General features: G+C 44.8%; 11 protein-coding genes and 1 other annotated feature. Of the genes, 6 read left to right on the forward strand and 5 right to left on the reverse strand.

Going from position 1 to position 14,300, the window contains the following annotated elements:
• The first annotated feature begins 1 nt into the window (after window position 1).
• From ACSQ8O_RS17200 to ileS, 3 genes are all read left to right on the forward strand, one after another.
• Complete coding sequence (locus ACSQ8O_RS17200; RefSeq protein ID WP_436242667.1) at window positions 2–784, forward strand: RNA-binding protein; 783 nt, start codon at window positions 2–4, stop codon at window positions 782–784.
• 151 nt (window positions 785–935) lie between these two features.
• Entirely contained in the window at window positions 936–1,415 is a 480-nt protein-coding gene (locus tag ACSQ8O_RS17205; protein WP_056612630.1) for a DivIVA domain-containing protein, read from the forward strand.
• A 71-nt stretch (window positions 1,416–1,486) separates the two neighbouring features.
• Window positions 1,487–1,735: a binding site (T-box leader), on the forward strand.
• Window positions 1,736–1,799: 64 nt separating this feature from the next.
• A complete protein-coding gene (gene ileS / locus ACSQ8O_RS17210) occupies window positions 1,800–4,568 on the forward strand; it encodes an isoleucine--tRNA ligase (RefSeq protein ID WP_436242668.1) in 2,769 nt (922 codons plus the stop codon).
• Between the two features lie 71 nt (window positions 4,569–4,639).
• Here the strand turns inward: ileS and ACSQ8O_RS17215 are convergent, their stop codons facing one another.
• The gene (locus ACSQ8O_RS17215; protein WP_236287569.1) at window positions 4,640–5,377 is read right to left on the reverse strand and encodes a molecular chaperone DnaK; all 738 of its coding nucleotides are present in this window, start codon (window positions 5,375–5,377) and stop codon (window positions 4,640–4,642) included.
• Between the two features lie 139 nt (window positions 5,378–5,516).
• Between ACSQ8O_RS17215 and lspA the strand changes: the two genes are divergently transcribed.
• The 3 genes from lspA to ACSQ8O_RS17230 are packed head-to-tail and all read left to right on the forward strand — an operon-like array spanning window position 5,517 to window position 8,149.
• Complete coding sequence (lspA, locus tag ACSQ8O_RS17220) at window positions 5,517–6,035, forward strand: signal peptidase II (protein WP_436242956.1); 519 nt, start codon at window positions 5,517–5,519, stop codon at window positions 6,033–6,035.
• Window positions 6,010–6,960, forward strand: coding sequence for an RluA family pseudouridine synthase (locus ACSQ8O_RS17225; protein ID WP_436242669.1), 951 nt, complete (start codon window positions 6,010–6,012; stop codon window positions 6,958–6,960). Before lspA ends, ACSQ8O_RS17225 begins: the two co-directional genes overlap by 26 nt.
• Window positions 6,961–6,994: 34 nt before the next feature.
• Window positions 6,995–8,149: an aminotransferase A gene (locus ACSQ8O_RS17230; RefSeq protein WP_436242957.1), complete on the forward strand. Its 1,155-nt coding sequence runs from the start codon at window positions 6,995–6,997 to the stop codon at window positions 8,147–8,149.
• Between the two features lie 489 nt (window positions 8,150–8,638).
• Here the strand turns inward: ACSQ8O_RS17230 and ACSQ8O_RS17235 are convergent, their stop codons facing one another.
• The 4 genes from ACSQ8O_RS17235 to ACSQ8O_RS17250 all read right to left on the reverse strand — a co-directional run bounded on the left by ACSQ8O_RS17235 (window position 8,639) and on the right by ACSQ8O_RS17250 (window position 14,172).
• Window positions 8,639–9,760, reverse strand: coding sequence for an N-acetyldiaminopimelate deacetylase (locus tag ACSQ8O_RS17235; RefSeq protein ID WP_436242670.1), 1,122 nt, complete (start codon window positions 9,758–9,760; stop codon window positions 8,639–8,641).
• A gap of 27 nt (window positions 9,761–9,787) precedes the next feature.
• Window positions 9,788–10,498, reverse strand: a complete 711-nt coding sequence (dapD, locus tag ACSQ8O_RS17240; protein WP_436242671.1) for a 2,3,4,5-tetrahydropyridine-2,6-dicarboxylate N-acetyltransferase — start codon at window positions 10,496–10,498, stop codon at window positions 9,788–9,790.
• 72 nt (window positions 10,499–10,570) lie between these two features.
• Window positions 10,571–12,451 carry an ABC transporter ATP-binding protein gene (locus ACSQ8O_RS17245; RefSeq protein ID WP_436242672.1) on the reverse strand — a complete coding sequence of 627 codons (1,881 nt, stop codon included), beginning with the start codon at window positions 12,449–12,451 and terminating at the stop codon, window positions 10,571–10,573.
• Complete coding sequence (locus tag ACSQ8O_RS17250) at window positions 12,448–14,172, reverse strand: ABC transporter ATP-binding protein (RefSeq protein WP_436242673.1); 1,725 nt, start codon at window positions 14,170–14,172, stop codon at window positions 12,448–12,450. The genes ACSQ8O_RS17245 and ACSQ8O_RS17250 overlap by 4 nt, the downstream gene beginning before the upstream one ends.
• Window positions 14,173–14,300: the final 128 nt, after the last annotated feature.

Consider the following 14,300-nt stretch of genomic DNA (forward strand, 5'->3'; position numbering starts at 1 on the left):
CTTGACGAAGGATATTTATGGGCATTTTCACCAAGACGAGCATCATTTTGTTGATAAAGCCTGGGATTGGGTTGAGCGAGCTGCCGAGCAGCATGCTGTGAAGTTAACCGATTTCCTCGATCCCAGACAGGCTTTCATTCTGAATTCACTCGTGAATCGACACCCGGATGTACATTGCCGACTTGATGGCGGCTATGAAACAGCAGAGCGTAAGCGTGCTATTATTGCTCCTGACTACCGCAGTTTGGATAGTGAAGACATGGCGATGGCTGTGTTAGCTGTCTCTTCAGGCGACGGTAAATTTCTTACGTTAGAACACGGAGATTACATGGGCGCCATTCTTGGACTCGGCATGAAGCGGGACAAGGTTGGGGATATTCATGTTATAGAGGGGGGCTGCCATTGCTTGGTAACGCAGGATGCAGCCGACTATTTGCATTTGAATCTATCACAAGTACATAGAGTGCATGTCCAAACGGAATTGCTCTCTTTAGATAAGCTGGAAGTAGCACGAGTGCAATTGGATGAGCTCCATCTATCCGTTGCCTCCATGCGAATGGACGGAATTGTAAGCGATGTATTCCGACTTAGCCGAGCCAAAGTTTTAATACCGATCCAAGCTGGTCGTTGTCGCGTGAACTGGAAGTTGGAAGAAGATCCAAGCAAGCCACTGAAAGAAGGCGATATGATCTCCTTGCAGGGTTTTGGTAGATTTAAAGTGCTTGAAGTGGAAGGCGTATCGAAAAAAGGTCGAATACGTGTGAAGATTGGCAAGTTTGCATGATCGTGGATAATTTATCCACGAACTTTGCAGGAATTGCTAATTTTCTGTCGAACTGAACTGTATAGACATGGGTGTAGGCTAGCTTTCAGACAAGCTCAGCTTATGCTTACGAAGTCAGTTTTGCTGCGCAAAACGCTAAGGAGGGGCACTGATGCCATTAACACCGCTAGATATACATAATAAGGAGTTTTCACGTTCGTTTCGTGGTTATGATGAGGATCAAGTGAATGAATTCCTAGATCAAGTCATCAAGGATTATGAAGCGCTTATTCGTGAGAATAAGGATTTGCAGAATCAATCGATGGCCTTGCAGGAGCGTTTGGATCATTTCACGCATATTGAAGAATCGTTGAGCAAAACGATCATTGTAGCGCAAGAGGCTGCGGATGAAGTCAGAAGCAATTCGAAGAAAGAAGCTCAGTTAATACTGAAAGAAGCGGAGAAAAATGCGGATCGGATTATTAATGAATCGTTGACGCGTTCACGCAAAGTAGCTCTTGAGATCGAAGAACTCAAGAAACAAGCTTCCATTTATCGTACGCGCTTTCGGACTTTACTTGAAGCACAGCTTGAATTATTAAACACAGAAGGCTGGCAAAGTATGCAGTTTGAAACTGCTGAAGAGAAGTAATAGGGCAAAGGGCAGTTCTCTCTTATTGACTATGCTTGCCAGATTGGGTATACTCCTGTTAAATGTATCGCAATAAAGCTATGACTGGAACGAGTAGGGCGTTTAAGAGCAGTGTCAGCGAATTAGGGTTTTGGTGTGAGCCTAATCTCTGCAGCGTACCGAATATCCCCCAGGAGCGTCTCTTGAAATGAGTAGGGAGAAACGGGTCATGCCGTTACACATGATCGAGTGAAGAAGCTCTGTTCGACTCGCCTTTAGGCGCGTGTTCATGATGCTTTTTAACGAGGGTGGTACCGCGAGTTGAGTTTCTCGTCCCTTTTGGGATGAGAGGCTTTTTTTGTTTTTTAGACTAGGATAGATTGAACCAGGAGTGGAGTGGTAAAAATGGATTATGGAAAAACATTAAACCTATTACAAACAGAATTCCCCATGAGAGGTAATTTGCCGCAGGCAGAGCCGAAAATGCAAGAGCATTGGGAAGCAGAAGACATTTATGCGAAGGTACAAGAAAGTCGTAAGGGGAGAACGAAGTTCATTTTACATGATGGGCCTCCCTACGCGAATGGCGATATTCATATCGGTCACGCACTAAACAAGGTGCTCAAGGATATTATCGTACGTTTCAAAACACTGCAAGGTTTCGACGCGCCTTATGTGCCAGGTTGGGATACACATGGCTTACCAATCGAGCAAGTGATTACAAATAGCGGGAAAGTCGATCGTAAGAAAATGACGGTTCCGGAGTTCCGTGAATATTGCAAAGAATACGCCTTGCAATCTGTTAAGAAGCAGAAGAGTCAATTCCAACGTCTAGGTATTCGTGGAGATTGGAAAAACCCGTATATCACACTGCAACCGGGCTACGAAGCACAACAAATTCGTGTGTTCGGTACGATGGTACAGAAGGGCTTTGTTTACAAAGGGTTGAAGCCTGTCTACTGGTCTCCATCCTCTGAGAGCGCCTTAGCTGAAGCAGAAATCGAGTACAAAGAGAAAACTTCAACATCCATCTATGTGGCGTTCCCAGTAAAGGATGGCAAAGGCAAGCTGCCTGAAGATGCAGCCATCGTCATCTGGACAACAACAGCATGGACATTACCTGCGAACTTAGGGATTTCAGTACACCCTGAATTCGAGTACGCAGTCGTTCAAGCGAATGGGAAGAAATATGTGCTGGCACAAGGACTTCTTGCAGCAGCGGCTAAGGAAATTGGCTGGAGCGAATACGAAGTATTATCGACGGTAAAAGGCAGTGAGTTAGAGTTTGTTACCTGCCAACATCCTTTTTACGATCGTGAATCCCTTGTTATGGTTGGCGAGCACGTTACGTTAGAAGCGGGTACAGGTTGTGTTCACACAGCGCCTGGACATGGGGAAGACGACTTTGCAATTGGTCAAAGGTATAACATCGGTGTACTTTGTCCAGTGGACGATCAAGGACATTTTACGGCTGAAGCACCAGGTTATGAAGGTTTGTTCTATGAAAAAGGCGGAAAGCTGATCATTGAGCAGCTGAAGGAGTCAGGTTTATTGCTAAAAGCTGCTGACATTCAGCATCAATACGCACATGACTGGCGTACGAAGAAACCTGTTATTTATCGTGCAACAGAGCAATGGTTTGCGTCGATCGATAAGTTCAGACAAGAGATGCTGGATGAAATCAAGCAAGTGCAATGGACGCCAGAGTGGGGCGAAGTACGCCTTCACAACATGATTGCTGATCGTGGGGACTGGTGTATTTCTAGACAGCGGGCATGGGGCGTTCCGATTCCAATTTTCTATTGCCGTAGCTGTAATGAGCCACTTGTCAACGAGCAAACGATTGAACATGTTGCTCAATTATTCGAGCAAGAAGGTTCGAATGCTTGGTTCATCAAGGATGAGAAGGATCTTCTTCCACACGGTACTAGCTGTACGAAATGTGGTCACGGTGAATTCCGCAAAGAAACGGACATTATGGATGTTTGGTTTGATTCCGGTTCCAGTCATGTTGCGGTTCTCGAGTCGCGTCCTGAACTTCAATGGCCTGCTGATCTGTATCTGGAAGGTTCAGACCAGTATCGCGGTTGGTTCAACTCTTCCCTGATCACTGGTGTGGCAACGAGAGAGAAGTCGCCTTATAAAGGCATTCTGAGTCATGGCTTTACCCTAGATGGCGAAGGGCGCAAAATGTCCAAATCCATCGGTAACACGATTGATCCGAATGTGGTTTGCGGCAAATTAGGCGCTGATATTCTTCGTCTATGGGTTTCCTCCGTCGATTATCAGTCCGATCACCGAATTTCGGACAATATTTTGAACCAAACAACTGAGGTTTATCGTAAAATCCGTAACACCATGCGCTTCCTACTTGGGAATTTGAGTCAGTTCAATCCAGCTACAGACCGTGTTGCTTATACAAATTTATCCGAACTTGATCGCTATGCGTTGATTCGTTTGAATCGAATGATCGAGAAAGTTATCAAAGCCTATGAAGCATATGAATTCCATGTTGTGTATCAAACGATTCACCACTTCTGTGCGGTCGAAATGAGTTCCTTCTATTTGGATATCATCAAGGATCGTCTGTATGCAAATGCGGCTGAGGATCCAGCACGTAAAGCATCACAAACTGTGTTATATGCTGCTTTGACTGCGATTACGAAACTTATTGCACCGATTCTTCCTCATACGGCTGATGAAGTTTGGAAGTACATTCCAGGTGTGGAATTAAGCTCCGTACAACTTGCTGAATTACCCGAAGTTGAAACGAGTGTATACAACGAACAATTGGAAAATAAATGGAATTCCTTCTTGGAAGTGCGTGATGACGTGCTGAAGGCGCTAGAAGAAGCGCGTAAGGAGAAAGTCATTGGCAATTCCTTAGGGGCAGCAGTGAATTTGTATCCAAATGAAGCGATGTTTGCTTTGTTGACACAATTCGAGCAATTGGATCAGTTGTTCATCGTGTCTGCTGTTAACCTGCACCCAGTTGGTACTTCTGTACCAGAAGGTGCACTTCAGTCCAAAGATGTTGCAATTGCCATCGCTGTTGCAGACGGTGAGAAATGTGAGCGTTGTTGGATAGTGACGCCAGAGGTTGGGCACAGTAAAGAGCATCCAACACTCTGCGTCAGATGTAATGATGTTGTGACTGCTCATTATCACGAGTAGAGGAACCAAACGAGCTTGCGCGAAATGCGAAGCTCGTTTGTCCTGTTTTTAATCAGGGTCATTTATTGTATTTATTCATCGTCTAAATCGGCAGTTCTTTCGGGTTCAAGAAAAGGGTCGCCTTCATCGCTGTGCATATACTCGTTGTAAGCTTTACTTCGTACAATGGTAACATGTTCACCGTAGAGATCAGTGGCTACAAAGCTTTCGAATGACTCTACATAGCCTTCCAACTCGTCGGCTTCAATGTACATGTCATTGTAGCTTTCGACTTGGTTGCTTTCAGCGAAAGCGGGGGTATTTGAAGTTCCCCAGCTTTCAACGATTTGCCAGGCATCCTCACCGTCAAATTCGGTTTCGTTGTTTTTCTCATCGAAGCTAGTACGCCCGAAAGGCGGGTAAAGAACCTGCTCTTCAACAGGGCGCCGGAACGATTGGTCGGGATCAGGGACATGTTCTATGCTGTATAGAGTTGTAGGAATGGCTTCTAGGCGTTCATACGGTATAGGTTGATGGCTAAAAACGCAAATGCCATATTCGCCACTTTCCATACGTGCTAAAGCTTCATTGACTTGTTGTAAATGCATCTCTGCGTGTTCATTAAGCGAAATATCTTTGGCTCGTTCAAAAACTTCGGACCCGATATCCCCGGGATGATTATCATACATGGAAAGCTCGCCTATGGAATCTGAGAATGAATTTGCGAGTCCAAATTGATCATTCGAAGCGAAGTGCTTTTCAAGTGCAACCTTTTCCTCCAACAGTTGTACATATAAGGATTGTAATTGCTCATCGGTTAAATGGCTCATAGGTCATACAGCTCCCTTCTAACAGCTCATTCATACCGTTTATGATGCCGATAGACCGCTTTTTTTAGTGAGGTAATTCCTTGAAAAAAAGGAATGTACAAGCTTTTCACAATGTAGGAGGTACTCTTAGATGAAATATTTGAAATATTACCTGTATGCACTTCTTGCATTCATTCTAGATCAAGTTACGAAATGGATCATTGTGAAGAAAGTTCCGCTCGGTGAAGAACGTCCAGTCATCGGGGATTTTTTCATGATTACATCCCATCGTAACCGTGGTGCGGCCTTCGGCATTTTACAAAATCAACGTTGGTTTTTCATCATTGTAACTATACTTGTGCTGTGCGGTATTGTTTGGTACATGCAACGGACCATTCGTGAAGGCAAGGTGTTGTTACCTTTCGCCTTGTGTTTACTTTTTGGAGGAGCATTCGGCAATTTCGTTGACCGGGCCTTATTTGCAGAAGTCGTGGATTTCTTCCAGTTTACATTCGATTTTAACTTTTTCGGCAAAGAAGTCGATTACATCTTCCCTATTTTCAATGTAGCGGATTCTTGCATCGTTGTCGGGGTTATCCTGATCTTTATTGAGTCCATTCTAGCTTCACGAAAAGAGAAAAAAGGAGCAACACATGAACACAAACCAGACCTCACCTGAGTCCGTGACGCAAGAGGCAATTGAATGGACAGTAGAAAATCAATATGCCAACGAACGGATTGATAAGTTTATTACAGAGGCGTTGGAGGAAGATATTTCTCGCACACTTGTCCAACAATGGGTCAAAGATGGTCATGTTAAGGTGAATGGGAAAGCAGTAAAGCCCAATTATAAATTGTCCTTACAAGATGTGATTGCGCTAGTGATTCCAGAGCCTCAAGGTGTGGAGTTGCTGGCTGAAAACATCCCTCTAAATGTTGTGTACGAAGACAGCGATGTGATCGTCATTAACAAACAGCGTGGACTCGTAGTTCATCCTGCGCCTGGACATTACTCGGGTACCTTAGTAAATGCGTTAATGTACCACTGCAAGGACTTATCCGGCATTAATGGTGAGCTTCGGCCAGGTATTGTGCATCGAATTGACAAGGATACCTCAGGCTTAATTATGTCAGCCAAAAATGATAAAGCTCACGCAAGCCTTGCTGAGCAATTGAAGGCACATACCGTTAACCGCAAGTACATCGCTTTGGTACACGGATATATTCAACATGATCAAGGGACGATCGATGCGCCGATTGGACGCGATTCTCATGATCGTAAGATGTACACCGTTACGGAGAAAAATAGTAAAACCGCGGTAACGCACTTCGTTGTTCTCGAACGATTTGGTGATTTTACTTTAGTAGAGTTAAAGCTGGAAACAGGTCGTACGCACCAAATCCGAGTACACATGAAATTCATTGGCCATCCGTTAGTTGGGGATCCGATGTATGGTAAGAGCAAAGGCATGTTAATGGACGGTCAAGCCTTACATGCGGCGATTCTGGGCTTTAAACACCCGCGAACAGGGGAATGGATGCAGTTTGAAGCGCCAATTCCACCTGATATGGAGAACCTAATATCAACGATACGGACAACATAGTTCTTGTTCAAGGGAGAGAGGAGAGCTAATAGTGTTGGAGCATTTGATTAACCCGCAAGTAAAAGATATTCAAATATCAGGTATTCGTAAAATTTCGAACCTAGTCAGTACGATTCCGGGAGCTTTGACCTTAACGATTGGGCAGCCTGATTTCCCTACGCCGCGGCATATCATCGAAGCGGGACAAAGAGCATTGGACCAAAACAAAACGGTCTATACGCAAAACCCTGGTTTAATCGAACTTAGAGAAGCTGTTTCTAACTTTGTGAAGGTCAAGTATAGTCAGAATTATCGAGCGGCTGATGAGATTATCGTCACAGCGGGTGCTAGTCAAGCGGTTGACATCACGTTGCGAACCATTTTGACACCAGGGGCTGAAGTTATCATTCCGGCACCGATTTATCCTGGTTATGAGCCTTTAATTCACTTAGCTGGTGGCGTTCCTGTCTATGTGGACACAAGAGAGAGTGGCTTAAAATTAACAGCTGAGCTATTGGAACCCTATCTAACAGAGAAAACCCGCTGTGTCATTCTTTGTTATCCGTCTAACCCGACAGGTCAGGTGCTAACGGAGAAGGAAATTGCTGATTTGGCCGAATTATTGGCTGATCGGGAGCTATTTATTTTATCCGACGAAATCTATAGCGAGTTGGTATATGGCGTGCAACATCGTTCCATTGCGACAGTCGGTAAGTTGCGTGAAAAGACAATCGTCATTAATGGCTTGTCCAAATCTCATGCCATGACAGGCTGGCGTGTAGGGTTTACATTGGCTCCTGCGTACCTCACAGCGCACATGGTGAAGGTTCACCAGTATAACGTGACCTGCGCTAGCTCAGTAAGCCAGTATGCCGCCTTGGAGGCGTTGACGGTAGGGATTGACGATGCACTTCCGATGCGTGAAGCTTATGTAGCCCGTCGGGATTATGTCTACGATCGTTTGAACGCAATGGGAATTGAGCTAGAAAAGCCAGATGGCGCGTTCTACTTGTTCCCGTCTATTGCAAAATTCGGCTTATCCTCGCAAGAGTTTGCGATGAGGCTGCTGCATGAAGAGCATGTTGCAGTCGTACCGGGAGATGCCTTCACTTCCTACGGGGAAGGTTATATTCGGATTTCATATGCCTATGCACAGGATGTGCTGGAGCAATCGTTGGATCGACTTGAACGATTTGTAAGCAAGTTGTAGAAAGGAGCCATCGCTGGTAGCAGCGGTGGTTTTTTTATTATTTGAGGGACCATTAGCTGCTGCCGCCTCCTAAGTGCAAACGGCACACACCCAGTGCCCCACCCCCAACCCACCCCCAACCCACCCCCTAAACTGCCAACAAAATACAACGGATATACCTCTAGCTATCCAACTACCATCAATAAATGGAAAATATACAGTTAAATTCCTCGATTTAGACCCGGAATAAAGAGTAGATGGAAAACCTGCAGTTAATTTCAATGGTTGGGCTAGTTTTAAATAAAATGAGCACAATTAGCTACATGAAATCCAGTTATTTGTGTTTTAGAAGGTGTTTTGCACAAATTAGCTGCATCAATTCCAGTTATTTACTCTAACTGCTACCAGTGGAGGAAAGTTGGAAGGTTGAGTTAGTTAGTATAATCATACATATACTATACAAAAAAGCCTCCCAATCAACCTAGTGGTTGATCGAGAGGCTTTTTCATATTAGCTAGACTTATATCGCAGGTATGCCGTAATCGTATCGATAGCTACATCGATGGCACGCTCATCCGGATCAAGTTTGGCATTATGCAGGCCATGCGGTGTATCCACACCTAACCAGAACATAAAGCCAGGGATTTTCTCCAAAAAGTAACCAAAGTCTTCGCCAGTCATGGCTTCTGTACACTCGAACAACGTAACGTTATCACGTCCACGAAGCCAGTCCATGAATTCCACAGTTATTGCTGGATCATTGTACACTTGCCGATAATTCGAGCCCCAGTCAATGGTGACTTGGCATTCGAAAGAAGCTTCAATGCCCGCGGCAACCGCTTCGATGCGCCCCTTGATCTTGTTCATGGAAGCAGCAGACAATGTGCGAATCGTACCCTCTAAGCGAGCCTTCTCCGCGATAATATTCTGCTTCGTTCCAGCTTCCATTTTGCCAATCGTTATCACGGCGGAATCCAGCGGATTCACGTTTCGGGATACGATGGTTTGAAGCTGCCCAACCATCTGCGTTGCCGCGATGATCATATCATTCGCTTGATGCGGGTAAGCCGCATGGCCACCTTTTCCAAGCAAATCAATGAATAGCTCTGATGTATTGGCGAACAAGATTTCAGGTCTGACAGCAATTGTACCGACAGGATACTCTGGCGCAATATGGAGCGCAACCATCTGGTCTGGCATCCAATCTTGCAATTCCTCTGCAGCTAGCATCGGTAATGCACCGCCAGGACCTTCTTCAGCCGGCTGAAACAACACAACAAGATCATCCTGCATAGGATTCTCTGTGAAGTATGTCACAACTCCCATCCCAATGGACATGTGAAAATCATGCCCACATGCATGCATATAGCCTGGATGCTGAGAGGGGAAGGGTAGAGTGGTCTCTTCCGTAATAGGAAGCCCGTCCATATCGGCGCGGTAGCCAAAGCGTTTGCTAGGGTTTAAGCCTTTGATATAAACTAGAATGCCCGTACGCCATGTACGGATCGTCAGACGATCCTGCGGCAGCTTGGCCAATTGCTCAAGAAGAAGTTGCTGCGTTTTGAACTCTTGAAATCCTGGCTCCGGGATTTGATGAAGCTGACGTCGCAGCTCTACAAAAGGGCTAAGCATAACGATTTCCTCCAGATCTAGTTCACCTTATAGGGTACGTAGGTCTGCTAGAATTTCGGTTTTGGATTTAGTTTTGTCGTCTACTTTCTTGATAACGCGAGCAGGTGCACCTGCAACCACTGTGTACTCTTCAACATCTTGCGTTACGATAGCGCCTGCTGCTACAACAGAACCTTTACCGATGCGTACGCCTTCTAGGATAACCGCGTTAGCGCCAACAAGAACGTCATCTTCGATCACACAAGGTTGAGCAGAAGGTGGCTCGATAACACCAGCTACAACAGCGCCAGCGCCAATGTGACACATTTTACCTACTTGTGCACGTCCGCCAAGAACAGCGTTCATGTCGATCATCGTGCCATCACCAACGGAAGCACCGATGTTGATGAGCGCGCCCATCATAATAATCGCGTTATCGCCGATATGTACTTTATCGCGAATAACAGCGCCTGGCTCGATGCGAGCATTGATGTGTTTCAAATCTAGCATAGGAATAGCAGAGTTACGACGATCGTTTTCAACTACGAAATCAACAACTTTATCTTTGTTAGCTTCTAGAATAGGTTGAAGTACGCTCCACTCGCCGAAAACGACTCCGCTCCCGCCAGTAATAAAGGATTGGCTGCCTTCGCCAAATTCAAGACCATCAAGGTTTCCTTTTACATATACTTTCACCGGAGTTTTCTTTTTGCTTTCTTTAATAAACTGGATAATTTCTAGGGTATTCATTTCGGTCATGGTGACATCTCCTTCTAATTTATGATTGACTCTCCTATATTAGCAGAAAGGAGGCGTTTGAGCCAATCTGTTTCAGACAGCTTTTTGTGCAAATTGACTCTGATAGAGTTCAGCATAGAAGCCTTGCTGTTCGAGCAACTCGCCATGAGTACCTTGTTCAATGACAGTTCCTTGATTCATCACAAGAATAAGATCAGCTTCTCGGATCGTAGATAACCGATGAGCAATGACGAAACTAGTGCGATTTGCCATCAAATTGTTCATAGCTCGTTGAATAGACACTTCCGTCCGTGTATCAACACTGCTCGTTGCTTCATCAAGTATCAATATCGGAGGATCAGCGAGAACCGCACGAGCAATGGTGAGTAATTGCTTTTGACCATGGGATAGATTGGACGCTTCCTCATTCAAAATCGTATCATACCCATCCGGCAGTGTTCGTATGAAATGATCTGCATAAGCCGCGCGTGCAGCCTCTATAATCTCCTCCTCGGTAGCGCCATGACGACCATAAGCAATATTGTCGCGGATGGTACCGTTAAAGAGCCAAGTATCCTGCAGTACCATACCGAATAGTCCACGAAGATGACTGCGAGTCATATTCCGTGAGTCCACACCATCGATGGAAATTCGGCCACTCTCTAATTCATAGAAACGCATGAGCAGGTTGACTATCGTTGTTTTGCCTGCGCCAGTGGGTCCAACGATCGCAACGGTTTGCCCTGGCTTCACATCGATGTTCATGTTGGCGATAAGCGGTGTATCTGTTTTGTAGGCGAAGGAAACATCTTCGAACTGGACATGCCCCTTCACGTGAGTAACGGAATCCGTCACTTTGTTCTCTAAAACTTCTTCTGTCTCATCTAATAATTCGAAAATACGCTCTGCAGCTGCGATCGTAGACTGAATCACGTTCGCGATATTTGCGACTTGTGTGATCGGCATGCCAAATTGACCCGAATATTGAATGAAGGCGAGAACGTCGCCTATTTTAATGGCGTTATGAGTAACCATGATGCCACCGATGACACTAACGAGTACATAACCAATATTCCCGATAAAGGACATCAAAGGAAAGATAAGACCTGAAATAAATTGTGCTTTCCATCCAGAATGATACAGCCGATCATTAATTTCATTGAATTTATCAACGGATTGCTTTTCTCTTCCAAAAGCTTTAACGATCGTATGTCCTGTATACATTTCTTCGACATGCCCATTGAGCTCGCCAATCGTTCGTTGCTGCCCTTTGAAATATTTCTGAGAGCGGGTAGCAATCATTTTGGTTCCTAATATGCTGAGCGGCAGGGTAACAATAGTAGCTAATGTGAGCAGAGGACTTATTGTCAGCATCATGATAATGATCCCTATTAACGTGACAACGGACGTAATCAACTGCGTCAAGCTTTGCTGCATCGTGGAACTGATCGTGTCCACATCATTCGTAGCGCGGCTCATGGTGTCGCCATGGCTTCTTGCATCAAAGAAGGAGAGTGGAACACGCGTTAGCTTCTCACTAATATCTCGGCGTAGATTGAAGACAATGCGCTGCGTAACTTTTACCATGATTTGTTGTTGGATATACAATAATATGGAGCTAAAAATATAGAGGGCAGCAAGGATGAGTACGATTTGTAGGATCGCATCAAAATCTATTTTGGCACCTGCGATGCCTTTCATCTTGCCGATAGCACCTTCAGATAACTTCGTAACTGCGTTACCCATTAATTTTGGGCTAATAATACTAAATAATGTGCTTAATATGGCTGCAAGGAGTACAAAGGATATGGACACACGAAAAGGCTGCATATAAGTCATGAGTCTCTTCAGAGTACCTTTAAAATTCTTCGCCTTCTGGACAGGCATCCCCATGCCAGCCATTCCGCCACGACCAATAAAACCTGGATTCATGCCAGCTGCGGGTCGCTGTGGTTCTTTGGGTTTCTCACTCATGCACTTTCCTCCTCTGATAGCTGAGAAGCAACAATTTCTTGATAAACCTCACAGGTTCTCATAAGCTCACTATGCGTACCTATACCTGCGATTCTTCCTTCATCTAAAACGATAATTTGATTCGCATCCATAATAGTGCTCACACGTTGAGCGACAATAATCATAGTAGCTCGTGCAGTTTCTGATTTAAGCGCAGCACGAAGCTTAGCATCAGTTTTGAAATCAAGGGCAGAGAAGCTGTCATCGAAAATATAAATGTTCGGTTTACGTGCAAGTGCTCGTCCAATGGCAAGGCGTTGCTTCTGACCACCTGATAGATTAGTACCACCTTGTGCGAGCGTAGCTTGGAAGTTATCTTTCATACCTTGAATGAAGTCAGCAGCTTGTGCTGTAGAAGCTGCAGCGGAGAGCTCTTCATCTGTGGCGTCATCATTGCCGAATCGGAGGTTATCCGCAATTGTACCTGAGAATAGGACAGCCTTCTGTGGCACATAGCCGATTTGATTCCGAACACTCTCCAAGGAAAGGGAAGGTAACGGTTGGCCATTCAACGTTATTGCACCGGACTCCACATCATAGAATCGCAGTAATAAATTGATGAGCGTCGTTTTGCCGGAACCGGTTCCTCCAATTATTGCTGTTACCTCTCCAGGTTTAGCACGGAATGAAATATCATGAATAGCGGGCTGCTCGGCACCAGGATAACTGAAAGTCACCTGATTGAATTCAACCACGGTTTGGTCCTCATGGAGTGTTTGTGCGTTGTCTGCATTATGTATGTTGGACTGAATGGCAAGGACTTCATTAATACGTACAGCGGAAGCGGAAGCTCGTGGAATCATCATGAATATCATGGTCATCATAAACATGCTGAACATAATTTGCATCGCATATTGGATGAAAGCCATCAAATCTCCAATTTGCATCTGATTGTTATCAATACGAATGCCGCCATACCAAAGGATGACAACAATGCCGAGATTAAAAACAAGCATCATGATCGGCATCATCGTAGCCATGATCGTGTTGACTTTGATGGCAGTCTGCGTGAAGTCTTGATTGGCTCGTTCGAATTTCGTTTTCTCATGACTCGAGCGGTTAAAAGCACGGATGACACGTATACCCGTTAAATGTTCGCGCAGAACAAGATTGATGCCATCGATTTTAATTTGCAAGGTTTTAAATAAAGGTAAACTCTTACGCATGATAACTGCAATAACAAGGACAAGGATGGGGATTACAGCGTAAAGGACAATTGCGAGATTCGTATCTTTGTACGATGCCATAATGACACCACCAATGAGCATGGTAGGTACACCAATGAACATTCGCATCATGACAACTAATTGTTGTACCTGTGCGATATCATTTGTTGTTCTAGTAATCAAGGAAGAGGTTCCAAGCTTATCGAATTCATGCAAGGAGAAGCTCTCGACATGAGAGAAGAGCTTACGGCGTAGATCTCTTCCAAAGCCGGTTGCCGTCTTAGCTAGCAAATAGCTGGCCACCATGACACAGACCATGCCTCCCATGGCGACTAGCAGCATATAAGCGCCAAATCGTAGAATGTAGCTTACATCACCTTTCACTACACCGACATCTACAATGTCTGCAAGTAAAGTTGGTAAGTACAGTTGAGCAAGCGATTGCAATAACATTAATGTAATGATTGCAACCACGGAAACCCGGTAAGGCTTCAAATACCTAAACAATTTGAACATAGTTTCCTCCTTATTTTTGTAACCTCGATGAATTGGGATTTCCTAGGTGAAAAAGCGAGTTTATATGTAAATTATAACACATGGCCTTGATTTTGCTCAAAAAAAGAAGATCAAAAAACATTGACTTA

It is taken from the genome of Paenibacillus sp. LjRoot56 (genome assembly GCF_964253335.1).
GTDB classification, from domain to species: Bacteria; Bacillota; Bacilli; order Paenibacillales; family NBRC-103111; genus Paenibacillus_E; species Paenibacillus_E allorhizoplanae.

Excerpts from the sequence above, each read along its gene's own strand:
- ACSQ8O_RS17205 (WP_056612630.1), top strand. The coding sequence starts at position 936 with ATGCCATTAACACCGCTAGATATACATAATAAGGAGTTTTCACGTTCG.
- ileS (WP_436242668.1), top strand. The coding sequence starts at position 1,800 with ATGGATTATGGAAAAACATTAAACCTATTACAAACAGAATTCCCCATG.
- ACSQ8O_RS17215 (WP_236287569.1), bottom strand. The coding sequence starts at position 5,377 with ATGAGCCATTTAACCGATGAGCAATTACAATCCTTATATGTACAACTG.
- ACSQ8O_RS17225 (WP_436242669.1), top strand. The coding sequence starts at position 6,010 with ATGAACACAAACCAGACCTCACCTGAGTCCGTGACGCAAGAGGCAATT.
- ACSQ8O_RS17235 (WP_436242670.1), bottom strand. The coding sequence starts at position 9,760 with ATGCTTAGCCCTTTTGTAGAGCTGCGACGTCAGCTTCATCAAATCCCG.
- dapD (WP_436242671.1), bottom strand. The coding sequence starts at position 10,498 with ATGACCGAAATGAATACCCTAGAAATTATCCAGTTTATTAAAGAAAGC.
- ACSQ8O_RS17245 (WP_436242672.1), bottom strand. The coding sequence starts at position 12,451 with ATGAGTGAGAAACCCAAAGAACCACAGCGACCCGCAGCTGGCATGAAT.
- ACSQ8O_RS17250 (WP_436242673.1), bottom strand. The coding sequence starts at position 14,172 with ATGTTCAAATTGTTTAGGTATTTGAAGCCTTACCGGGTTTCCGTGGTT.